Source organism: Blastococcus saxobsidens (assembly GCF_010682065.1).
GTDB lineage: Bacteria > Actinomycetota > Actinomycetes > Mycobacteriales > Geodermatophilaceae > Blastococcus > Blastococcus saxobsidens_B.
This window is the reverse complement of sequence record NZ_JAAGWG010000002.1, coordinates 334,317-354,411: the sequence shown is the minus strand read 5'-3', so window position 1 is coordinate 354,411 and position 20,095 is coordinate 334,317. Positions and strand designations below refer to the sequence as shown.

The 20,095-nt window shown below is 74.7% G+C and carries 21 protein-coding genes; 9 read left to right on the top strand and 12 right to left on the bottom strand.

Features of this window, described 5'->3' with window-relative positions; genetic code table 11:
- The first annotated feature begins 2 nt into the window (after nucleotides 1-2).
- A complete protein-coding gene (locus GCU60_RS02795) occupies nucleotides 3-596 on the top strand; it encodes a hypothetical protein (protein WP_345770348.1) in 594 nt (197 codons plus the stop codon).
- Between the two features lie 89 nt (nucleotides 597-685).
- Here GCU60_RS02795 and GCU60_RS02790 read toward each other — a convergent pair whose 3' ends face one another.
- The 3 genes from GCU60_RS02790 to GCU60_RS02780 form a co-directional block, all read right to left on the bottom strand.
- Entirely contained in the window at nucleotides 686-1,711 is a 1,026-nt protein-coding gene (locus GCU60_RS02790) for an acetamidase/formamidase family protein (protein WP_163202079.1), read from the bottom strand.
- Complete coding sequence (locus GCU60_RS02785) at nucleotides 1,708-3,138, bottom strand: APC family permease (protein WP_163202078.1); 1,431 nt, start codon at nucleotides 3,136-3,138, stop codon at nucleotides 1,708-1,710. Before GCU60_RS02785 ends, GCU60_RS02790 begins: the two co-directional genes overlap by 4 nt.
- Before the next feature lie 82 nt (nucleotides 3,139-3,220).
- On the bottom strand, nucleotides 3,221-4,264 hold the full coding sequence (locus GCU60_RS02780) for an ABC transporter substrate-binding protein (RefSeq protein ID WP_163202077.1): 1,044 nt from the start codon (nucleotides 4,262-4,264) through the stop codon (nucleotides 3,221-3,223).
- 21 nt (nucleotides 4,265-4,285) lie between these two features.
- Here GCU60_RS02780 and GCU60_RS02775 point away from each other — a divergent pair, with 21 nt between their 5' ends.
- The 4 genes from GCU60_RS02775 (at nucleotide 4,286) to GCU60_RS02760 (ending at nucleotide 8,046) form a co-directional block, all read left to right on the top strand.
- Complete coding sequence (locus GCU60_RS02775; protein ID WP_163202076.1) at nucleotides 4,286-4,741, top strand: MarR family winged helix-turn-helix transcriptional regulator; 456 nt, start codon at nucleotides 4,286-4,288, stop codon at nucleotides 4,739-4,741.
- A gap of 289 nt (nucleotides 4,742-5,030) precedes the next feature.
- Entirely contained in the window at nucleotides 5,031-6,731 is a 1,701-nt protein-coding gene (gene bluB, locus GCU60_RS20870) for a 5,6-dimethylbenzimidazole synthase (protein ID WP_163202075.1), read from the top strand.
- Nucleotides 6,728-7,270: a bifunctional adenosylcobinamide kinase/adenosylcobinamide-phosphate guanylyltransferase gene (locus tag GCU60_RS02765; RefSeq protein WP_345770347.1), complete on the top strand. Its 543-nt coding sequence runs from the start codon at nucleotides 6,728-6,730 to the stop codon at nucleotides 7,268-7,270. Before bluB ends, GCU60_RS02765 begins: the two co-directional genes overlap by 4 nt.
- A complete protein-coding gene (locus tag GCU60_RS02760; protein ID WP_204261230.1) occupies nucleotides 7,267-8,046 on the top strand; it encodes an adenosylcobinamide-GDP ribazoletransferase in 780 nt (259 codons plus the stop codon). The genes GCU60_RS02765 and GCU60_RS02760 overlap by 4 nt, the downstream gene beginning before the upstream one ends.
- Nucleotides 8,047-8,056: 10 nt before the next feature.
- On the opposite strand, the gene GCU60_RS02755 is transcribed toward GCU60_RS02760, so the two are convergent.
- Nucleotides 8,057-8,830, bottom strand: a complete 774-nt coding sequence (locus GCU60_RS02755; protein WP_345770346.1) for a lipase family alpha/beta hydrolase — start codon at nucleotides 8,828-8,830, stop codon at nucleotides 8,057-8,059.
- Nucleotides 8,831-8,871: 41 nt separating this feature from the next.
- The gene (locus GCU60_RS02750) at nucleotides 8,872-9,177 is read right to left on the bottom strand and encodes a hypothetical protein (RefSeq protein ID WP_163202074.1); all 306 of its coding nucleotides are present in this window, start codon (nucleotides 9,175-9,177) and stop codon (nucleotides 8,872-8,874) included.
- Between the two features lie 178 nt (nucleotides 9,178-9,355).
- On the opposite strand from GCU60_RS02750, the gene GCU60_RS02745 reads away from it, so the two are divergent.
- Nucleotides 9,356-9,616 (top strand): hypothetical protein, encoded by a 261-nt coding sequence (locus GCU60_RS02745; RefSeq protein WP_104527928.1) that lies wholly within the window; start codon nucleotides 9,356-9,358, stop codon nucleotides 9,614-9,616.
- 53 nt (nucleotides 9,617-9,669) lie between these two features.
- On the opposite strand, the gene GCU60_RS02740 is transcribed toward GCU60_RS02745, so the two are convergent.
- Nucleotides 9,670-10,857: an acyl-CoA dehydrogenase family protein gene (locus GCU60_RS02740; protein WP_163202073.1), complete on the bottom strand. Its 1,188-nt coding sequence runs from the start codon at nucleotides 10,855-10,857 to the stop codon at nucleotides 9,670-9,672.
- Nucleotides 10,858-10,896: 39 nt separating this feature from the next.
- Between GCU60_RS02740 and GCU60_RS02735 the strand changes: the two genes are divergently transcribed.
- Nucleotides 10,897-12,021, top strand: a complete 1,125-nt coding sequence (locus GCU60_RS02735; RefSeq protein ID WP_345770345.1) for a glycerate kinase — start codon at nucleotides 10,897-10,899, stop codon at nucleotides 12,019-12,021.
- A gap of 34 nt (nucleotides 12,022-12,055) precedes the next feature.
- Nucleotides 12,056-13,084 (top strand): ion channel, encoded by a 1,029-nt coding sequence (locus GCU60_RS02730; RefSeq protein WP_163202071.1) that lies wholly within the window; start codon nucleotides 12,056-12,058, stop codon nucleotides 13,082-13,084.
- A 47-nt stretch (nucleotides 13,085-13,131) separates the two neighbouring features.
- On the opposite strand, the gene GCU60_RS19760 is transcribed toward GCU60_RS02730, so the two are convergent.
- From GCU60_RS19760 to GCU60_RS02715, 4 genes are read right to left on the bottom strand one after another with little or no spacing between them, the layout of a single operon-like run.
- The gene (locus GCU60_RS19760; RefSeq protein WP_204261228.1) at nucleotides 13,132-13,269 is read right to left on the bottom strand and encodes a hypothetical protein; all 138 of its coding nucleotides are present in this window, start codon (nucleotides 13,267-13,269) and stop codon (nucleotides 13,132-13,134) included.
- Between the two features lie 41 nt (nucleotides 13,270-13,310).
- Nucleotides 13,311-14,537, bottom strand: a complete 1,227-nt coding sequence (locus tag GCU60_RS02725; protein WP_345770343.1) for a serine/threonine-protein kinase — start codon at nucleotides 14,535-14,537, stop codon at nucleotides 13,311-13,313.
- Between the two features lie 30 nt (nucleotides 14,538-14,567).
- A complete protein-coding gene (locus tag GCU60_RS02720; RefSeq protein ID WP_163202070.1) occupies nucleotides 14,568-16,220 on the bottom strand; it encodes an AMP-binding protein in 1,653 nt (550 codons plus the stop codon).
- Between the two features lie 9 nt (nucleotides 16,221-16,229).
- Nucleotides 16,230-17,195: a cyclase family protein gene (locus GCU60_RS02715; protein ID WP_163202069.1), complete on the bottom strand. Its 966-nt coding sequence runs from the start codon at nucleotides 17,193-17,195 to the stop codon at nucleotides 16,230-16,232.
- A 131-nt stretch (nucleotides 17,196-17,326) separates the two neighbouring features.
- Between GCU60_RS02715 and GCU60_RS02710 the strand changes: the two genes are divergently transcribed.
- The gene (locus GCU60_RS02710; RefSeq protein WP_163202068.1) at nucleotides 17,327-18,616 is read left to right on the top strand and encodes a hydroxyacid-oxoacid transhydrogenase; all 1,290 of its coding nucleotides are present in this window, start codon (nucleotides 17,327-17,329) and stop codon (nucleotides 18,614-18,616) included.
- Nucleotides 18,617-18,622: 6 nt separating this feature from the next.
- Here GCU60_RS02710 and GCU60_RS02705 read toward each other — a convergent pair whose 3' ends face one another.
- A complete protein-coding gene (locus GCU60_RS02705) occupies nucleotides 18,623-19,621 on the bottom strand; it encodes an MsnO8 family LLM class oxidoreductase (protein ID WP_163202067.1) in 999 nt (332 codons plus the stop codon).
- Between the two features lie 55 nt (nucleotides 19,622-19,676).
- Entirely contained in the window at nucleotides 19,677-20,093 is a 417-nt protein-coding gene (locus GCU60_RS02700; RefSeq protein ID WP_163202066.1) for a thioesterase, FlK family, read from the bottom strand.
- Nucleotides 20,094-20,095: the final 2 nt, after the last annotated feature.

The following is a 20,095-nucleotide window of genomic DNA, read 5'->3' as shown; positions in this document are numbered from 1 at the left end:
CCGTGACCGAGAACCACGAGGACGGCGTCCCCACCGTCTACGTCAGCGACAAGCGCACCCCGCCGCCGAGCCGGGAGGAGCTGCGGGCCCGCATCCCCGGCTGGGGCGCCGACCTCGACCCGGCCGACCGCCCGTCGAACCCCAAGCTGCAGTACGCCCCGGGCACCTCCGGCGCGCACTGGGACTTCCCCGAGCGGCAGCCCGGTGCCGAGGGGCGCGAGCGTTCCATCGAGCACGCGTTCGTCACCCCGGTCTTCGGCACCGCCCAGCCGCTGCACGGAGTCTCCGGCGCCATCCGCCGGCTCGCCTACGTCCGCTTCGGCGAGGGCCGGCTGGCGCACTGGATGCTGCTCATCGCCGGCGACCGGGTGGACGCCTGGGGCAGCCACCTGCGGTCCTTCGCCTCCACGCGTCCGGACGTGCCGGCGACCGGGGTGCGCGCCGAGTTCACCCGCGGCGGCGTCGGCTCCCGGAAGGGGCGGTCCGACGCCCGCCACCACCTGCTGGACCCGGTGATCGTGGTCGGGCCGTGGGTGGCCGGTGCGGGTGCGGCCGCGCTCGGGGTCGGGAAGCTGCTGCGCGCGCTGCGTCGCTGACGACCGGGCGCGGGGCGGCCCTGTCGAGGAGTCGCCGTGTCGGGTCGTCGCCGTGTCGACATGCCGACACGGCGACGACCCCGGCGGCCTCAGCGCTGGGCGAGGTAGGCCGCCCCGGTCTGCCGCAGCCGGTCGTGCACGCCGTCGGCGACGGTCACGCCCTCGCGGCCCAGGTACTGCTTGGCCAGCTTCGCGACCATCGTGTAGTTCGTGTCCACGACGTTGCCGACCGGGGCGAGCCCGGCCTGGCTCACCAGCTGGTAGGCGTCCAGCGTGTCCCATCCGGTGAGCTCGGCGGTCCAGGTCACCAGGTCGTGCTGGCTCACCCGGTAGGCGTCCTCCAGCGGGCGGGTGGAGCCGGTCGACATGATGAAGTCGTCGGTCTCCAGCCGCGGCCAGGGGGTGCCCGTGCCCTTGATCAGGTCGACGACGACGACGGTGCGCATGGCCGCCTCGACCGCGGTGCCGCACACCTCGCCCTCGCCCTGCCGGCAGTGCCCGTCGCCGATGGCCAGCTGTGCGCCGGGCACGTTGACGCCGAAGTACGCCGTCGCCCCCGCACGCAGCTCCGGGGTGTCCATGTTCCCGCCGTGCGCCCCCGGGGTGATGGTGGCGAACACCTCGCCGCCGGCCGGCGCGACGCCCACGGTGCCGTGCATCGGGTCGAGCGGCAGCTCGACCTCCGGGCCGCCGCGGCGCGGCCGGAAGAGGCAGGTGCCCCGCTCCCGGTCCACCTCGTAGACCCACACGACCTCCTCGAGCGGGTCGTGCAGCATTGCCGTGCTGTGGGTGGCGGTGAGCGCCCCGAAGTGCGGGAACGTCGTGGACACCGCCCAGTCGCGGGCCGGCGCGATCTCCACGAAGTGCACCGCGACCGTGTCGCCGGGCTCGGCGCCCTCGACGTGGATCGGGCCGGTGACCGGGTTCAGCTGCGAGAAGTCGCAGACCGCACTCGGCAGGTCGCCGGTGCTGGTCACCCGGCCGCCGAAGCAGTCCTCGGTGGTCAGCTCGACGACCGTGCCCGGCCGGACCCGCAGCAGCGGTTCCGGCGCACCGCCGAAGACGTAGCGGTACTGCTCGGGGGTCGGGTCGAGGGCGACGACCTCCAGGCTCACAGGTTCTCCTCCGTCTTGAGCTCGGGCTTGCGTCCGGTGGCCAGCAGGAACACCAGCAGCACGATGCCGATGGCGAACCACACGAAGCCGAGCTCCTGCGCGGCCACCTGGGCGTTGTAGACGACGTAGGCCAGGATCGCGAACCCGACGACCGGCACCACCAGGTGCAGCCACCAGTTCCGGCTGCCCAGCCGGCCGACGTAGTGGACCACCACCGACACGTGCAGCAGCAGGAAGGCCGACAGGGCGCCGAAGTTGACCAGCGTGGACAGCAGGGTGATTCCGTCGTCGCGGGTGCTCATGTAGATGCCCAGCGCCAGGGAGATGGCGGCGACCAGGAACGTGGCGTTCACCGGCACGCGCCGGACCGGGTGCACCGTGGCGAGGAAGCTCGGCAGCTGGCGGTCGCGGGCCATCGCGAACAGCAGCCGCGAGGTGGCGGCCTGGGCGACCAGCGAGTTGGCGAAGCCCCACGCGATGGCGGTGGCGACGGCGGTCAGCGTGCCCAGCCACGCGCCGCCGGCGACCTCGGCGGCGTCGTAGAAGGCGGTGCCGGCGGCGTCGCCCTCGGCGATCAGGGTGTCCGGGTCGGGCACGAGCAGCGCGGCGACCCAGGTCTGGACGACGAACAGCGTCCCGGCGAGCACCAGCGCGCCGATCATCGCCTTGCCGAGGGAGCGGGCGGAGTCGCGGTTCTCCTCGGCGAGGGTGGAGATGGCGTCGAAGCCCAGGAAGCTGAGCACCGCGATGGAGACCGCGCCGAAGACCAGCTCCAGGGAGAAGGTGTCGGCGTCGTAGATCGGCGAGAGGTCCCACCCGCGCCCCTCGCCGGAGGAGAGCGCGACGACGCCGAGGACGAGGAAGACGGCCAGCACGACCAGCTCGGCGACGAGCACGATCTTGTTCACCCGGGCGGTGAACTCGATGCCGAAGTAGTTGACGATCGTGTTCAGGACGACGAACGCCACGACCCAGATCCAGACCGGCACCCCGGGCACGATCGAGTTCATCGCGAAGCCGGAGATCAGGTACAGCAGGCCAGGGATGAGCAGGTAGTCCAGCAGGACCATCCACCCGGCGATGAAGCCCACCGGACGGGCGATGCCGCGCCCGGCGTAGGTGTAGACGGAGCCGGCCATCGGGAAGGCGCGCGACATCTGCGAGTAGGACGCGGCGGTGAAGGCCATCGCCAGCCCGCCCACGACGTAGGCCAGCGCCACCATGCCGCCGGAGGCCTGGAAGACGCCGCCGAAGATGCCGAACGGTGCGATCGGGACCATGAAGACCAGGCCGTAGACCAGCAGGTCGCTGAAGCTCAGCGAGCGCTTCAGCTCCTGCTTGTAGCCGAAGGACTCCACGCCCTGCTCGCTCGCGGCGGGCGTCACGCCGCCGAGGGTGGGGCCGTTGGTGGTGCGGGGTTCGCTCATGCGCGGTTTCCTCCGTGTCATCCCGGTGCGGTGCCGGGCGCCAGCAGAGTAGGACGGTTTCCTTCCATCTGGAAGTACCGTCTCAAGCGGTGAGAAGACCCGGGATCTCGCGCAGCGTCAGACCCTCGGCCAGGGCCAGCCGGGCGGGGGCGGTGCGCCGCGACCCGCGCCGCGTGCCGCCGGGGGAGACGGCCAGCCGGACGCCGTCGTAGAGCCCGCGGGCGTAGGCGCAGACCACCGGCGCGCTCGGCCCGGAGCGGGTGGCGTGCCGCTCCTCCAGTGCCAGCTGCGCCTCGTCGGGCCCCTCGCCGCCGGAGGCGAACGAGGGCATGCAGGCGTAGAGCTCGCCGGTGCCGTCGCCGCCCACGGCGTAGAGGCCGTTCTCCTCCAGCGCGCCCGACAGCCGCACCACCCGCCGGTCGAGCCCGGCGCGGACGAACTCGCGGTTGAACGTGACCAGGTCGCGCCCGACCATGCTCAGCAGCACGCCGTCGGCACGCGTGCGCCGCACGAGGTCCAGCAGCGGCCCCATGTCGGTGGGCCCGAAGGGCACCAGCGCCTCGCCGACCACCTCGGCTCCCGTCCCGGCCAGCGCCCGGTGCGCGGCCCGGTGCACGGCCCGCGGCCAGACGTAGTCGGTGCCCAGGAGCACCCAGCGCCGGGCCCGGCGATGGCGCACCAGCCAGTCCAGCGCGGCGGCGTGCTGCTCGCCCGGCGAGGTGCCGGTGCGGAGCACCCCGGGCCGCTGCCGCCCGCCCTCGTGCGGCGGGGTGTAGACGTAGCGGGCACCGGGCGGCAGCACCCGTTCCAGGGCCCGGTGGACGTCGCTGGTGTGGAAGCCGACCAGGACGTCGAAGGCGCCCGCCTCGAACAGCGCCGCCGCCTCGGCCGCCACGACCGCCGGCGCGCGACCGGAGTCGACGGCCACCAGCCGCACCTCGCGGCCGTCCACCCCGCCGACGGCGTTCACCTCGTCGACAGCCAGGCCCGCGAGGTCCAGGGCCGAGGGCGCGGTGAGCGCCAGCGGCCCCGACAGCGGCACCGCGAGCCCGACGTGCAGCACGCCGGTCTCGGGACCCGTGAGCAGGAGCTCCCACGGGTCCAGCGGGCGGGGGGAGCCGGACACGCAGAGAAGTATGGTGCCCCCATGTTTCCGGGAGGTCGCGGCGCCGCCGGGGCGCGCGCGGAGCACGTCACCGACGACCTGGTCGAGCTGCTGACGGTCACCCAGCGCCGGGTGGCCGGCGGGGTCGCCGCCGCGCTCGCCGAGGACGGCGCCACGCTCGACGGCTACCGGCTGCTCCGGGCGCTGGCCGGTGGCGGCCGCACCATGGGGGAGCTGGTCGCCGCGCTGCACCTGCCGGCCCCCACCTGCACCCGGCTCGTCGACGCCGCCGTCGACCAGACGCTGGCCTACCGGCTGCCGCACGCCGACGACGGCCGCAAGGTCGTCGTCCACCTGTCCGACCCCGGCCGGCACCGGCTGCGGCGGTGGGAGGGGCTGGTGCGCGCGCACGAGTCGGCGCTGGCCGCCACGCTCGGTGCCGACCGGGTGGCGGCGCTGCGCCAGGCCCTGACCGAGCTCGGCGGCACCGAGGGCTGAGCCCGGCACCGAGGTGTTGCGCACGGAGCTCACCTCCCCCCAGGGGAGCCAGGGCCCGGCGCCCGGGGCGGGAGACACCGGGAGGTGGAGCCGCGCCACCGGCCCTGAGGCCGCGTCACGGCGCGGCTCGACGTCCGGTGGCGCGGCTCGACCCGCATGGCGGCACGGCGCCGCGGGACCGTTGCTGCCGCACTCGGCGGGGGTGGAACCCTCCACTGCGGGGGGAACCGGCACCCGCACGCGCGGCCCGCCGTGCGAGGGTTTCCGCCAGACGCGACGAGGAGGTGGCATGACCTGGCCCCGGCCGGTCCCGGTGATCGGTGACCAGACCCACGCCGCCCAGCGGGCCGCCGACCCGTCGGGCTGGGCGTTCGACCCGGCGACGGTCGAGGCGCTGCACACCGTGATCGGCGCCCGCCGCGACATCCGCCGCTACCGGCCCGACCCGGTGCCGCCCGAGGTGCTGCGCGGCGTCCTGGAGGCCGGTCACCGCGCACCGTCGGTGGGGCACTCGCAGCCGTGGCGGTTCGTCGTCGTCACCGGGCAGGAGACCCGCGACCGCGCCGCGGTGCTCGCGGACCGGGAACGGCTGCGCCAGGCCGAGCAGCTCACCCCCGACCGGCGGGCCCGGCTGCTCGACCTCCAGCTCGAGGGCATCCGCGAGGCCCCGGTCGGCGTCGTCGTCGCCTGCGACCGCCGCACGCACGCCACTGGCGTGCTCGGCCGGGCGACGTTCCCGGACGCGGACCTGTGGAGCTGCGCCTGCGCGATCCAGAACATGTGGCTGGCCGCCCGCGCCTCGGGCCTGGGTATGGGCTGGGTGACGCTGTTCCAGCCGGCCGACCTCGCCGAGCTGCTGCACCTGCCCGAGGGCGTGGAGACCCTCGGCTGGCTGTGCCTGGGCTGGCCGGACGAGCGCCCGCCGGAGCCGGGGCTGATGCGGCACGGGTGGTCCAGCCGCGCGCCGCTGGAGGACGTCGTGCTCGCCGAGCGCTGGCCGGCCGACGGGAGCCCCGAGGCGCCCGTGTCGCACCTGGCCGGCCCGCAGCCCGAGGCCGTGGTGGCGGCGCGCGACACCGGTGACGACCTGCTGGCCGTACCGGGATCGCTGGGCGTGCTGGACCGCGCCGTCGACCGGGTGCTCGCACTGCCGGGCGCCGAGCCCGCCGGTGGCACGCTGCTCGTGGTCGCCGGTGACCATCCCGTCGCCGCGGCGCACGCCGTCTCGGCCTATCCGGCCTCGGTCACCGCCGACGTCCTCGCCGCCACCGGCACGGGGGAGTCCCTCGGGGCGTCCACCGCGCGCCAGGCCGGCCTGCGGGTGCTGGCGCACGCCGCCGTCTCACCCGATCCGCAGGGCGACCTCGTCACCGCCGACGCGCTCACCCCCGCCGCTGCCGCGGCGCTGGTGGAGGAGGGCCGGATGCTCGGCCGGGAGCTCGCCGGGCACGGGCTGGTCTGTCTGGGCGAGGTCGGCATCGGCAACACCACGGTGGCTGCCGCGCTGGCCTGCGGGCTGCTGGACCTGCGCCCCGACGACGCCGTCGGCCTCGGCGCCGGGGCCGACGCCGCGATGCTGGAGCGCAAGCGCGCCGTGGTGCGCTCCGCCCTGGACCGTGCGCGCGGTGAGCACGGTGCGGCGCTGGCCGAGCCGCTGACCGTCCTCGCCGCCCTGGGCGGCCCCGAGATCGCGGTGCTGGCCGGCGTCACGCTCGGCGCCGCCGCGGCGGGCGTGCCGGTGGTGCTCGACGGCCTGGTGACCTCCGTGGCGGCCGCCGTCGCCGTCCGGCTGGAACCGGCCGCGCAGACGGCGCTGGTCGCCGGGCAGCGGAGCCGGGAGCGCGCGCACGCCGAGGTGCTCACCGAGCTGGGGCTGGAGCCGCTGCTGGACCTGCGGCTGCGCGCCGGTGAGGGCGTCGGCGCGGCGCTGGCCGCCCAGCTGCTGCTCACCGCGCTGCGCGCCCGCCGCACCGCCGGGCGGGTGTCGTGAACCTGCGCCGTCCGCGCCGCACCCTGGTGCTCGGTGGCGCTCGCTCGGGCAAGTCGCGGTACGCCGAGCAACTGCTGGCCCGGGGGCGGGTCGACTACGTCGCCTGCGGCCTGCCCGCGGACGACGGCGACCCGGAGTGGGCGGCGCGGGTGGCGCTGCACCGCGACCGCCGGCCCGAGGACTGGCGGACCGTGGAGACCGTCGACCTGGTGCGCGTGCTCGGTGAGGCCGGCCCGCCGGTGCTGGTCGACTGCCTGTCCACCTGGCTGGCCCGGGTCATGGACGACTGCGGCGTCTGGACCGACGCCGAGGGCGCCGACGCCCGGCTGGCGCGGGCCGTCGACGACGTCGTCGCCGCCTGGGTGGACACCCGGCGCAGGGTCGTGGCGGTGAGCAACGAGGTGGGCTCCGGCGTCGTGCCGGCCACCGCGTCCGGACGCCGCTACCGCGACGAGCTCGGCATCCTCAACGCGCGCATCGCCGCGGCCTCGCAGCGCGTCTGGCTGCTCACCGCCGGACTGCCGCAGCGGCTGCGGTGACCGGCCTGCTCGCGGCGCTCGGCGTGTTCAGCGTGCTGCCGGTGCCGGCCTCCGCCCGCACGCCCGGCCCCGGGGTGCTCCGCTGGCTGCCGGTGGTGGGGGTCGTCCTCGGTGCGCTCGCGTTCGTGCCGGCGCTCGCCGTCTGGCGGGGAGCGGAGCAGGGAGCGCCGCTGCTGGCCGCCGCGCTCGTGGTCGGCGCGCTCGCCCTGCTCACCCGGGGCCTGCACCTCGACGGCGCGGCCGACCTCGCCGACGGGCTGGGCAGCGGACGTCCCGCCGAGCAGGCGCTGGCGATCATGCGGCGGCCCGACGTGGGCGCGTTCGGGGTCGCGGCGCTGGTCTGCGGTCTGCTCGTGCAGGGCGGGGCGCTGGCGGCCGTGCTCGGGGAGTCCTCCCCGGGAGCGGGGCTCGTCGTCGTGCTGCTGGCGACGACCACCGGCCGGGTCGCGGTGCTGCACGCCGCGGCGCGCCCGCCCGCGGCCGGCTCCTCGCTGGGGGTGCTCGTGGCCGGGGCCGGCTCGCCGGGGGTGCGCTGGACCGCCACCGTGCTGCTGGTCGTCGCGGCGGCCGGGCTGCGGCTGCTGGCCGGCGGTTCGGCGGCCGACGCCGGGTGGGCCGTCGCCGCGGTGCTGCTCGCACTGGCCGCCGCGGCGGCGCTCACGGCGCACGCGGCCCGTCGGCTGGGTGGCGTGAACGGCGACGTCTTCGGTGCAGTGGTCGAGACGGGGACGACCGTGGCCCTCGTCGTGCTCGCCGCCGGGACCACCTGGACCTGACTGCGGGCGGTCACTCCTCCGGGAAGAGGGAGCGCAGGCCGAAGCGGGTGGGGCGCCGGAACGGGCGCCAGGCGTCCTCGGGCTGGGCGAGCCGGTCGGCGACGACCCAGAGCACGGCCGGGTCGATGCCCATGCCGAGGTGGCTGGCGTGCACGGCCACGTTCTCGCTGGTCGGCCCCTCCTGCTGCAGGCAGGTCCGCCAGTCGACGACCCCGTCCCACCGGGAGTAGACCGAGGTGCTGGGCACCGGGAGCGGCCGCGCCGGGCGCACCTTCTCGACGGCGCGCAGCTCGCGGTAGGCCTGGTACATCCCGGCGCCCGACGGCGGCCGCTTCCGGGGCGCGACCCCGGCGAACGGGGAGCCGAGCGAGACGACCTGGCGGACCAGGTGCGGGCTGCGCTCGGCCAGCCGGCGGGCGAAGACCCCGCCCAGGCTCTGGCCCACGATGCTCACCCGGGTGCCGTGCCGGTCGGCCAGCCGCTCGACGAGGGTCCGCACGCCGTCGACCACCTCCGGTCGTGGGCCCCGGTTGCGGCCGAGGTCCCAGCCCACGGTGGGATGGCCGAGGCCGCCGAGCCAGCGGCGCAGCGTGCGGGTGGAGGCGTCGGACGCCAGCCAGCCCGGGAGCACCAGCACCGGGTGCCCGTCACCCCGGGGAGCCAGCCGCAGCAGCGGGAGGCCGGCGGCGAGCGCACCGGCGCTGACCAGGGCGCGGGCGGGCTCGGTGACGGCCAGCAGGTTGTCGGCGCGGGCGCCGCGGGGCGGTGCGGGGCGAGGGCTCACGTGCTCTCGATGCCCGCGCGGGCTGCGGATCAGTCGTGGGCTCAGTCGGCCGGCGGCAGCACCCGCGGGACGAACACCTCGTCGATCGGCCGCGGTCCGACGTACCGCCGGCACGTGCACGGCACCCAGCTGTGGCCCGACCAGCGGCCACGCTTGTCGTAGGTGTCGCGGCGGAGCTCGGCGTAGCAGGTGTTGCTCTCCGTGTCGTGCTGGCTCAGCGTGTGGCCGCACCCGCACAACGGCGTCACCTGTGGCGGTGGGGACGTGCGCCGACCGCGGCCCAGCCGCCCGGCGACGAAGCCGGCGCCGAGCAGGGCGGCGCCCACCAGCAGGCTGACCGGATCCATCCGCATGCACCTCCGGCCCTCGACGGTAGCGCGCCCGGGCGCTCCACCGGTCGGGTGGCGGCCCGGCCCCCGGCGGCGATCCCGACTGCGGAGCGTGGCGGGTGTCCGGCGTCCGGGTCGTGGGTGTTCGCCCGATCGTGGGGATTGGCCGGCGGGGCGCGCGGGCATGGATGTGTCCGTGAACACGTACGCCGTGGGGTTCGCCCGGCCCGACCGCTGGTCGGGCACGGAGAAGGCCCAGCAGACCTACCCGTGGCACGCCGTCGAGGCACACCGTCCGCCGGTGGAGCTGGACGGCGAGGTGGAGCTGGCCGTGTGCGGGGCGATCGTGCAGGTGTGGGGCTCGCAGAAGTGGGAGCGGGTCGGCATCGGCCGCACCGGCTGCCCGGAGTGCGCCCGCATCACCGCCGTCGACAACCGGCTCACCAGCGCCCGCTGACCGTCGCTCCGAGCGTCACGGCGGTGGAGCCCCCGGCCCCACCGCCATGACGTTCAGCGCTGCTCGGGCTTGCGCCCGCTGATCGCCGACAGCCCGGTGATCGCGCGCCCCACGATCAGCGCCTGCACCGAGTCGGTGCCCTCGAACGTGAAGACCGCCTCCATGTCGGCGAAGTGCCGGGCGACGTGGTGGTCGATCAGGATCCCGTCGCCGCCCAGGATGTCGCGAGCGTCGGCGACGATGGCCCGCGCCTTGGCCGCGTGGTTCATCTTGGCCAGCGAGGCCATCGCCGCGGTCATCCGGCCCTCGTCGGCGAGCTTGGACAGCCGCCAGCACATCAGCTGCATCGAGGTGATCTCGGCCAGCATCCGCGCGAGCTTGTCCTGCACCAGCTGGAAGCCGGCGATCGGCTGACCGAACTGCTCGCGCTCCAGCGCGTGGGCCAGGGCCAGCTCGTAGGAGGCGGTCGCCAGCCCCAGGGCCCGCCAGGCCACGGTGTACCGGGTGCGGTCGAGCACCTGGGAGACGTCCTTGAACGAGTGGCAGTTGGCCAGCCTGTTCTCCGCCGGCACCCGGACGTCGGTCAGCGTGATCTCGGCCTGCCACACCGCGCGCAGCGCCGTCTTGCCGGTCATCACGGTGGCCTCGTAGCCGGGCGTCCCCTTCTCCACGATGTAGCCGCCGACCTTGCCGTCCTCACCGCGCGCCCAGATGATCACGAAGTCGGCGATGGAGCCGTTGCCGATCCACTTCTTCTGACCGTTGAGGACGAAGGAGTCGCCGTCCTGGCGGGCCGAGGTCTCCAGGCCGACGGCGTCGGACCCGTGCTGGGGCTCGGTGAGACCGAAGGCGCCGATCTTCTCCAGCCGCGCCATGGGCGGCAGGAACCGCTCGCGCTGCTCCTCGTCGCCCAGCAGCGCGATCGACTGCATGGCGAGGAAGCTGTGCACGCCGTTGAACGTGCCGACGCTGCCGTCGGCGCGGGCCAGCTCGGCGGCGACGAGCCCGGCGGCGACGTTGCTCATGCCCGGGCAGCCGTAGCCCTCGATCGTGCCGCCGACGATGCCGGTCTCGGCCAGCAGGGGCACCAGTTCGAACGGGAACTCCGCCCGCTCCCAGTACTCGTTGATGCGGGGCACGACCTCCTTCTCGCCGAAGGCGCGCACCCGGTCGCGGATCTCGATCTCGGCGGGCTCGAGCAGGTCCTCGAAGGCGTAGAAGTCTGGGCTCTCGGCAGTCACGCACCCGAAAGTACGACGACGAGGGGCATGCTGCGCGGCGTGCGCATCGTCATCGCCCCGGACTCCTTCAAGGGCAGCCTGCCGGCCGACGAGGCCGCCGCAGCCATCGCCGCCGGCATCCGTCGCGTGCTGCCCGGCGCGGAGCTGGTGCTGCGTCCGGTGGCCGACGGGGGAGAGGGCACGGTGGCGGCCGCCCTGCGGGCCGGCTGGCACCCCCGGACGGCGCAGGTCGGCGGACCGGACGGGCGGAGGGTCGAGGCCACGTTCGCCGTGGACGGCGGGACGGCGGTGCTCGAGCTCGCCTCGGCGGCGGGGCTGGGCCTGCTTCCCCGGCCCGCGCCGCTCACCGCCGGCACCCGCGGAGTGGGCGAGCTGGTGCTCGCCGCCCTGGACGACGGCGCACGGCGGATCGTGCTCGGTCTGGGCGGCAGCGCCACCACGGACGGCGGCGCCGGGATGTTGCAGGCCCTGGGGGCGCGGCTGCTGGACGGCGCCGGCGCGGAGATCGGCCCCGGCGGCGGAGGGCTGGCGACGCTGGTGCGGATCGACGCGGCCGGGCTCGACCCCCGGCTCCGGGAGACCGAGGTCGTCGTCGCCACCGACGTGGACAACCCGCTGACCGGCCCGGCCGGGGCGGCGGCGGTGTTCGGCCCGCAGAAGGGTGCGACGCCGGACGACGTCGAGCTCCTCGACGCCGCCCTGGCCCGGTACGCGTCGCTGCTGGCCCGCACCAGCGGCGCGTGGGTGGAACGCCGTCCGGGGGCCGGGGCGGCGGGCGGCACGGCCGCCGGGGCCATGGCGCTGCTCGGCGCCCGGGTCGTCTCCGGCGCCGAGCTGGTCTGCGACCTGATCCGTCTGGACGAGGCCCTGGGCGGCGCCGACCTGGTGCTCACCGGTGAGGGCACGCTCGACGAGCAGACGCTGCGGGGCAAGGCGCCGGCCGAGGTGGCGCGGCGGGCCGCGGCAGCCGGCGTCCGCTGCGTGGCGCTGGCCGGTGCCGTGCGGCTGCCTGCCGACCGGCTGGAGGCGGCCGGTTTCGCCGCCGCCTCCGCGCTCACCGACGTGGAACCCGACCTCGACCGGTGCCTGGCCGAGCCCGCAGCGGTGCTCGCGGACCTCGCCGAGCGCGTGATCATGGCTGCACCGCCCGCCCGCCCGCGGTAGCTTGCGTCGTCCCGATCCCGCCCCAGGAGGTCCGTTGCCCTTCCTGCTCCACCGCTTCTCGCGGTTCTTCCGGCGGCGCCTGACCGGCTGGCGGCTGCCCCTGGCGGTGGCCGTCTTCGTCTACCTGACCAGCTGGCTGGCGATGACCCTGGTGGAGCCGGCCGGCAGCGACATCGTCGCCGTGGGCACCTACTGGTGGTACTTCCTGGTCACGGCCGCGACCGTCGGCTACGGCGACGTGTTCCCCGGCTCGGTCGGCGGACGGGTCGTCGGCGCCTACGTGATCGTGGGCGGCATCGTCACCCTGACCCTGCTGTTCAGCCGGCTGTCCGACGCCCTGCAGTCACTGCGGGGCCGGCGCCTGAGAGGTGTGGTTCCCCTGGACCTGTCCGACCACGTCGTGCTGCTGGGCTACTGGCCCGGGCGCACCGAGCGGATCGTCGCCGAGCTCACCGCGGAGGGCCGCGCCGAGGTGGCGCTGTGCGCCTGGGACGACGTCCTGGAGAACCCGATGCCCGACCAGCCGGCGGTGCACTTCGTCCGCGGCGACCTCACCGACGTGGACGTCATGGAGCGGGCGTGCGTGCCGTCCGCGCGCACCGTGGTGATCGATGTCCGGGACGACAACGAGACGCTCGCGGTGGCGGTCGCCGTCGACCACGCGCACCCGGGGGTGCACCTCGTGGCGGCGCTGCGCGACCTGGAGCGGCGGGACACGCTGCGCTACGTCAGCCCCGGCGTGCAGGCGGTGCAGTGGCACATGCCGTTCCTGCTCACCGAGGAGGCGACCGACCCGGGCATCACCCAGGTCTACGCGGACCTGATGAGCAGCCACGGGCACGGCAACACCTACTCCTCGACCGTGCCGGCCGGTTTCGCGCACCGCACCTTCGGTGACTGCCAGATCTGGTTCGGGCAGACCTTCGGTGCCACCGTGCTGGCGCTGCGGGGGCCCGACGGCCTGCGGGTCAGCCCGGCCTGGGACACCCCGGTGCCGGAGGGCTCGACGCTCTACTACGTCGCCGGGCAGCGGATCCCCGCCAGGCAGCTCGCCGGGCGCTGACGAGCCGGGCCGAGCCCTCGGCGAGCCGGGCCCAGGAACGCCGGAGCCTAGGAGGGGTGGCCCTCGACGTCCGCCTCGTCGCCCTGCGGTGCCTGGGAGGTGTCGCTCTGCGCCTCGAGGTCGGCGGCCATCTCCGGCGTCTCCTGCTCGAGCGCGATGTCGCGGGGCTGCGGCGTCTCGGTCATGCCTCCACCCTGCCGCAGTCCGCGGCGATCCGCGCGGGCGGTCACAGGTCGATGAAGGCGCCGAGGGCGAGCGCCGCGCCGATGAGCAGGACCAGCAGGACCAGCACGGTGGTGAGGACCGGCACGACCACCCAGCGGCGCTTGAACCGCCTCCTGCGGCGGGCCGGGGGAGGCGCGGGGCGCGGCTCGGCCACCGGGGGCGGGCCGCCCTTGCGTTCGCGCCGGCGGTCGGCCATGTGCCGGGCCTGATCACGGGCGTCGCGGGCCACGGAGCCGAGGAGGGCGCGGGAGGCGGACGCCAGCGCCAGGAGGTCCGCCGCGTCGATGCGCTCCACCGAGTTGCCCCGGACCGGTCCGGGCGGTGCCGGCGGGGGCGGGGACGACGGTGCCGACGGCGGTGGGGAGGACGGCGGGGACGACGGCGCGGCTGCGGGCGCCCGCCCCCTGGCCACCGCGGCGAGCTGCGACCGGGCGGTGGCGGCGGTGCTCCGCTGGGCGGGGTCCTTGGTGAGCAGCCCCTGGAGGGCCGGCTCCAGGGGCCCGGCCCGGAGCATCGGGGCCGGGTGCTCGGACACGACGCTCATCAGCGTGGCCATGGCCTCGCCCCGGTCGAAGGGTGGGCGGCCCTCCACCGCGGCGTAGAGCGTGGCGCCCAGCGACCACAGGTCGACGGGCGGGCGCGGCTCGTCGCCGTAGGCGCGTTCCGGTGCCATGTAGGACGGCGAACCGATCAGCGCGCCGTGGGTGGTCAGGCTGGAGTCCCCGGTGGTGGTGGCGATCCCGAAGTCGGTGAGGCAGCCGGAGCCGTCCTCGCCCACCAGCACGTTGGCCGGCTTGACGTCCCGGTGCACGATGCCGATCTCGTGCGCGGCCTCCAGCGCGTCGAGCACGTCCAGCCCGATGCGGGCAGCTGCGGCGGGCGGCAGCGGCCCCTGCTCCTCCAGGATCTCCTGCAGGCTGCGGGCGTCGACGTGCTTCATGACGAGCCAGGGCTTGCCGCTCTCCTCGACCACGTCGTAGACCGTGGTGACGTGCGGGTGCTCCAGCCGGCCGGCGGCCCGCGCCTCGCGCATCGTGCGCTCGCGGAGGACGGCGCGCTCCTCCTCGGTGACGTGCAGCGAGAAGGTGACCTCCTTGAGCGCCACCCGGCGTTCGAGGACCAGGTCGGTCGCCAGCCAGACGGTCCCCATCCCGCCCTGCCCGAGCATGTCGCCGAGCGCGTAGCGGCCCGCGATGATCCGGGTGCGGGGTCCGGTGTCGGCGCTCACGGAGGCCTTCCTACCCCCTCGACGGTCGCCCTACCGGTCGCGCAGCTCCCGGCGCAGGATCTTGCCGGTGACGGTCTTGGGCAGCTCGTCCACCAGCACGACGCTGCGCGGGTACTTGTAGGCGGCCATCCGCTCCTTGCAGTGCGCGATGAGGTCGCCCTCGGTCACCGTCGCCCCCGGCTTCAGGCTGACGAAGGCCTTCACCGTCTCGCCGCGCTTCTCGTCCGGGACGCCGACCACCGCGGACTCGCGCACCGCCGGGTGCTCGGCCAGCACGTCCTCGACCTCGCGCGGCCAGACCTTGTAGCCCGAGGCGTTGATCATGTCCTTCTTGCGGTCGACGATGAACACCCAGCCCTCGGCGTTCATGAAGCCGACGTCACCGCTCTTCAGCGCCCCGCCCGGCAGGTTCGCGGCGGTCTCGTCCGGCTTGCCCCAGTAACCCGCCACCACCTGCGGACCGGCGGCGACGATCTCGCCCACCTCGCCCAGGGGCAGGTCGTTGCCGTCGTCGTCCTGGATGCGGACGACCGTGTTGGGCGCCGGCACGCCCACCGACAGCGCGCCCGACGTCGGGTCGACCGGGGAGGGGGAGCCGAACGGCGTCACCGTCATCGGCGACGTCGTCTCCGTCAGGCCGTAGGCGTTGTGCACCTGCTTGCCCGTCGCGGCCTTGAAGTTCTGCTCGGCGGTGGGGGAGATGGCCGCCCCGCCGGAGTAGATCGACTCGAACGACGCGAAGTGGTCCCGGGCGAAGCCCGGCGCGTTGAGCAGGGCGGTGAAGGCGGTGATCGCGCCGATGGTGAACGTCGGCCGGTGCTCGGCGAACGCGTCGAGCACCACCTGCGGTTCGAACCGGTAGGCCAGCACCAGGGGTGCCGGCACCAGCATGCTGACCGCGATGTGCCCGATCAGCCCGGTGATGTGGAACAGCGGGGCGATGCCGAAGATCGCCCCGCCGTCGCGTCCGGCGTGCACCCAGTCGCGGTAGACCTGCGCGGTGAAGACGACGTTGCGGTGGGTGTTCATCGCGCCCTTGGGCACGCCCGTCGTCCCCGACGTGTAGGTCAGGAAGGCGACGTCGTCCGCGCCCAGCTCCACCGGGGGCGGGGTCGTGCCGCGGTGGGTGGCGATGAACTCCGAGAAGTCCGTCGTCCCCTCGTGCCGCTGCCGGCTCATCCCGGCGAAGAGCCGTTCGTCGTTCCGCGTCTGGAACTCCAGCTCGCTGGTGGTGAGGACCAGGCGCACATCGGTGCCCGGGACCACCTCCCGGGCCACCGAGTCGTACAGCGCCTCCAGCGAGACGAGCACCGTCGCGCCGGAGTCCTTGAGCAGGTAGTCCAGCTCCCGCTGCCGGCTCATCGGGTTGATCGACACCATGACCCCGCCGGCCTTCCAGGCGGCGACCATCGCGATGACGAACTGCGGCACGTTCTGCAGGTAGACCGCCAGCCGGTCGCCCGGTGAGAAGCCGTTCGCGAGCAGGCCGGCGGCGAGGCCGTCGCTGAGCTCGTCGAGCTCGGCCCGGGTGACGACGCCGTCGAAGTAGCGCAGCGCCACCGCGCCGGGGTCGCGGGCGACCCCGGCGCGGAACATCTCCAGCGCGTTGCCGAATTCGACGTCGTAGTCGGCTGGCTGCTCGCCGTAGAGCGCCAGCCAGGGGCGCTCGTCGTAGGCACTCATGAGCCGGGGCTACTTGATGACGACGGGGTTGACCGGGGTGCCGGCGGCCTTGGCGACCTTCAGCGGGGCGGCGACGTAGAGGAAGGCGTACTGGCCGTCCTCGGCGCAGTCGGCGGCCAGCTTCTCCAGGTCGGCGATCTCGGTGAGGGTGACGCCGAGGTTGCGCATCAGCGCGTTGTGCAGCACCAGGGCGACGCCGTTGTTCGGGTCGAAGGTGACCTCGTTGGCGATGGTGTCGGTGACCAGGTTGGGGATCTCCATGTCCTGGAACCACTGCACCAGCTCCGGGCTGTAGACCAGGCCCGGCTCGTTGAAGCCCTCGTAGAACGCCTCGCCCTGCTCGTGGAACAGCTGCAGGAAGTTCGTCCGGACGACGAGGATGTCGCGCTTCTGGATCGGGGTGCCCTGGGCCTCGGCGCAGGCGACGAGGTCCTCGTGGGTGAACGTCTCGCCCTTGTCGAGGGTGGCCTTGCCGCGGAAGCGGGCCATGTCCAGCAGCACCGCCCGGCCGACGACGCCGCGCTGCGCGATCGGCTCGACGCTGGCCTTCTCCAGACCGCCCACGGTGGTGCGGGCGTCGAAGCCGTTCCAGATCTTGCCGTCGTACCAGAGGTGGCCGAGGGCGTCGTACTGCGTGGAGCCCTGCAGGTAGGCGTCGATCTTGTCGTCGGCGTAGTGCAGCCCGCCCGGGTACTCCGCGCCCTTGCCGCCCTCGTCCCAGTCGCTCTCGTCGAGCACCTGGGTGCGGACGGCGGGGGTGCGGCCCGGCCACACCGGGTCGCCCTTGGGGTCGCCGATGAGTCGCTGCAGCGTGAAGACCTTGCCCGAGCTCACCAGCTTCACCGCGGCGAGGACCTGCTCCGGCCCGAGGTAGTTCAGCGCCCCGACCTCGTCGTCCGGACCCCACTTGCCCCAGTTGGTCGGCGAGTCCTTGAGCAGGTCGCCGAGGTAGGGGGCGGCGGGGGTGTCGGTCACGGGGGCCTCCAGGGGCTGGGAGCGCGGACGGGGTGCACCGACACCACCACGACCCCCCTGTGGTGTCAATCACGGGAATCTGAAAGGTTCGGGGCAGTCCGACGTCGGCCCACCCAGCCCCGGGGGAAGTCATGACCAGCACCGTCAGCGGTACTCCTGAGACCGTCTTCACCTACGGCGCACCGCAGCTGAAGTTCGGCAACGGGGCGTCCGACGAGATCGGCTACGACCTCAGCCGGTACGGGGTGAAGCGGGTCCTGGTGGTGACCGATCCGGGGGTGGCGGCCACCGGTCACCCGCAGCGGGTGGCCGACCAGATGGCCCAGTTCGGCATCGAGGCGCGGGTCTTCGACGGGGTGCACGTCGAGCCGACCGACGTCAGCCTGGTCGCCGCCATCGAGGAGGCGCGCTCGAGCGGGCCGTGGGACGCGTTCGTCGCCGTCGGCGGCGGGTCGAGCATCGACACCGCCAAGGCGATCAACCTGCTCACCACGAACCCGGGTGAGCTCATGGACTACGTCAACGTGCCGGTGGGGAAGGGGCAGGCCCCGTCGGAGCAGCTCAAGCCGCTGGTGGCGGTGCCGACGACGACGGGCACCGGCTCGGAGAGCACGACGATCTGCGTGATGGACGTGATCTCGGCCCGGGTGAAGACCGGGATCAGCCACGCCCGGTTGCGGCCGACCCTCGCCGTCATCGACCCGGACCTGACGTTCACCCAGCCGGCCGGCGTCACCGCCGCCTCGGGCATGGACATCCTCTGCCACGCGCTGGAGAGCTACACCGCGCGCTGGTACACGACCTACGACCACCGGACGCCGGACCAGCGGGTGCCCTACTGCGGCTCCAACCCGATATCGGACATGTGGTCGGAGAAGGCGCTGTCGCTGCTGGCCGGCTCCTTCCGCACCGCCGTCCGCAACGGCGAGGACGCCCAGGCGCGCTCGGACATGGCGATCGCGGCGACGTTCGCCGGCATGGGGTTCGGCAACGCCGGAGTGCACATCCCGCACGCCAACGCCTATCCGATCGCCGGGCAGGTGAAGGACTTCCACCCCAAGGACTACCCGGGCGGGGAGGCGATGGTCCCGCACGGGATGTCGGTGTCGCTCACCGCGCCGGAGGCCTTCCGGTTCACCTTCGACGCCTCGCCCGAGCGGCACGTCCGGGCCGCCGAGCTGCTGGCCCCGGGCGCCGACCGCCCGTCCGACCTCGCCGAGTTCCTGCCCACGGTGCTGGCCGACCTCATGCGCGACATCGACATGCCGAACGGGATCGGCGCCGTCGGGTTCGACGAGGGCGACATCCCCGACCTGGTCGACGGCACGATGAAGCAGCAGCGGCTGCTGGCCACCTCACCCAAGGCGGTCACCGAGGACGACCTGGCCGGCATCTTCCGCCGGTCGATGTCGATGTGGTGATCGGCCTCAGCTGAGCCGCGCGCCGAAGATCACGGCGAGTGCGGCGTCGGAGGCGGCCAGGGCGTCGCGGTCGAACGTGCTGCTGCTGGCGACCAGCTCGGCGGCGCCGGTGCGCTCGAGGAGCTGGGCCAGTCGGCCTTCCACCTGGGCCGGGGTGCCGGCGATCGCCGCGGCGGCGGTCTGCTCCAGGTACTGCTGCTGGCGGGGCGTGCGGGAGGCGGCGCGGACGGCGGACACCGGCTCGAGCGCGGGGAAGGCCCCCTCCGTCCGTGACCGCGCCATGGCCCACGCCTCGGGCAGCAGCAGGTCGGCGGCCTCGGCGGCGGTGTCGGCGACCAGCACGTCCAGGCTGATCGACACCCGCGGCTCCGGCTGCTGCTCCGACGGGCGGAAGGCGCGCCGGTAACCGGCCAGCGCCTCGAGCCCCGGTCCGGGGTCGCCGGCCACGCCCAGTACCGGGCCGCCGACGATCACCGGCAGCCCGAGCTCGGCGGCGACCTGCAGGCCGCTGCCGGTGGCGAGCACGTGCAGCGGCACGGCGCCGGCCGGCTGCGGGTGCAGCGTGATCTCCGCGGTGCCGGTGAGGAAGGCGCGCAGCTCGGCGAGGTCGGCGGCGAAGTCGTGCTCGGTCTCCCGCAGCGCGCGGCGCACCGGCGCGGTGAAGCCACGGGACCGGCCCAGACCGAGGTCGATCCGGCCGGGCGCGAAGGCCGAGAGGGTGGCGAACTGCTCGGCGACGACGAGCGGCTGGTGGTGCGGCAGCATCACGCCGGCCGAGCCGAGCCGGATGGTCGTCGTCCGGGCGGCGACGGCGGCCAGCAGCACCGCCGGCGCGGCACCGGCGATGCCGGGGACCCCGTGGTGCTCGGCGACCCAGAACCGGTCGAACCCGAGCTGCTCGGCAAGGGCCCCGCGGGCCACGGCGGCGACGAGCGCCGCGTCGTCCGGCTCGCCCTCGCGCGTGCGGGACCGGTCGAGGAGGGAGAGCCGGCTCGGTTGGATCACGCACCTGCCAGCGCCGGAGGCACCGGAGCTGTTCCTGGCCCGCGCCGGGGAAGGGTCAGCGCGGCGCGATGACGGTCTTGGTCACCTGGCCGGTGGCCACCAGCTGGCCGTCGACGGTGGCTTCCGCGCGCATGAACGCCACGGCCCGGCCGCGGCGCAGCACCGTGGCGGTGACGTCGACGGTGGCGCCGGCCCGGACCGGCCGCAGCAGGGATGCCGACACGTCGTGGGTGACCGCGTGCTCGCCGTCGCCGAGGGAGGGCAGCAGCGCCAGGAACGACGCGACGTCGAGCAGGGCGTAGACGACGCCGCCGTGCAGCATCCCCGCCGGGTTCTGCGCGGCGGTGCCGACCGGGAACCGGATGCCGGCCGAGGGATCGTCGTCGTCGCGCAGCTCCACGCCGAGGAACCGGTGCAGCGGGATGTCCAGCACGGCCTGCACGTGCGCGTCGGGTGCTCGGTCGGAAGGCACGG

Coding starts and splice junctions, on each gene's coding strand:
- GCU60_RS02785 (WP_163202078.1), bottom strand. CDS start 3,138: ATGAGCGAACCCCGCACCACCAACGGCCCCACCCTCGGCGGCGTGACG.
- GCU60_RS02775 (WP_163202076.1), top strand. CDS start 4,286: ATGTTTCCGGGAGGTCGCGGCGCCGCCGGGGCGCGCGCGGAGCACGTC.
- bluB (WP_163202075.1), top strand. CDS start 5,031: ATGACCTGGCCCCGGCCGGTCCCGGTGATCGGTGACCAGACCCACGCC.
- GCU60_RS02750 (WP_163202074.1), bottom strand. CDS start 9,177: ATGGATCCGGTCAGCCTGCTGGTGGGCGCCGCCCTGCTCGGCGCCGGC.
- GCU60_RS19760 (WP_204261228.1), bottom strand. CDS start 13,269: ATGACCGAGACGCCGCAGCCCCGCGACATCGCGCTCGAGCAGGAGACG.
- GCU60_RS02720 (WP_163202070.1), bottom strand. CDS start 16,220: ATGAGTGCCTACGACGAGCGCCCCTGGCTGGCGCTCTACGGCGAGCAG.
- GCU60_RS02710 (WP_163202068.1), top strand. CDS start 17,327: ATGACCAGCACCGTCAGCGGTACTCCTGAGACCGTCTTCACCTACGGC.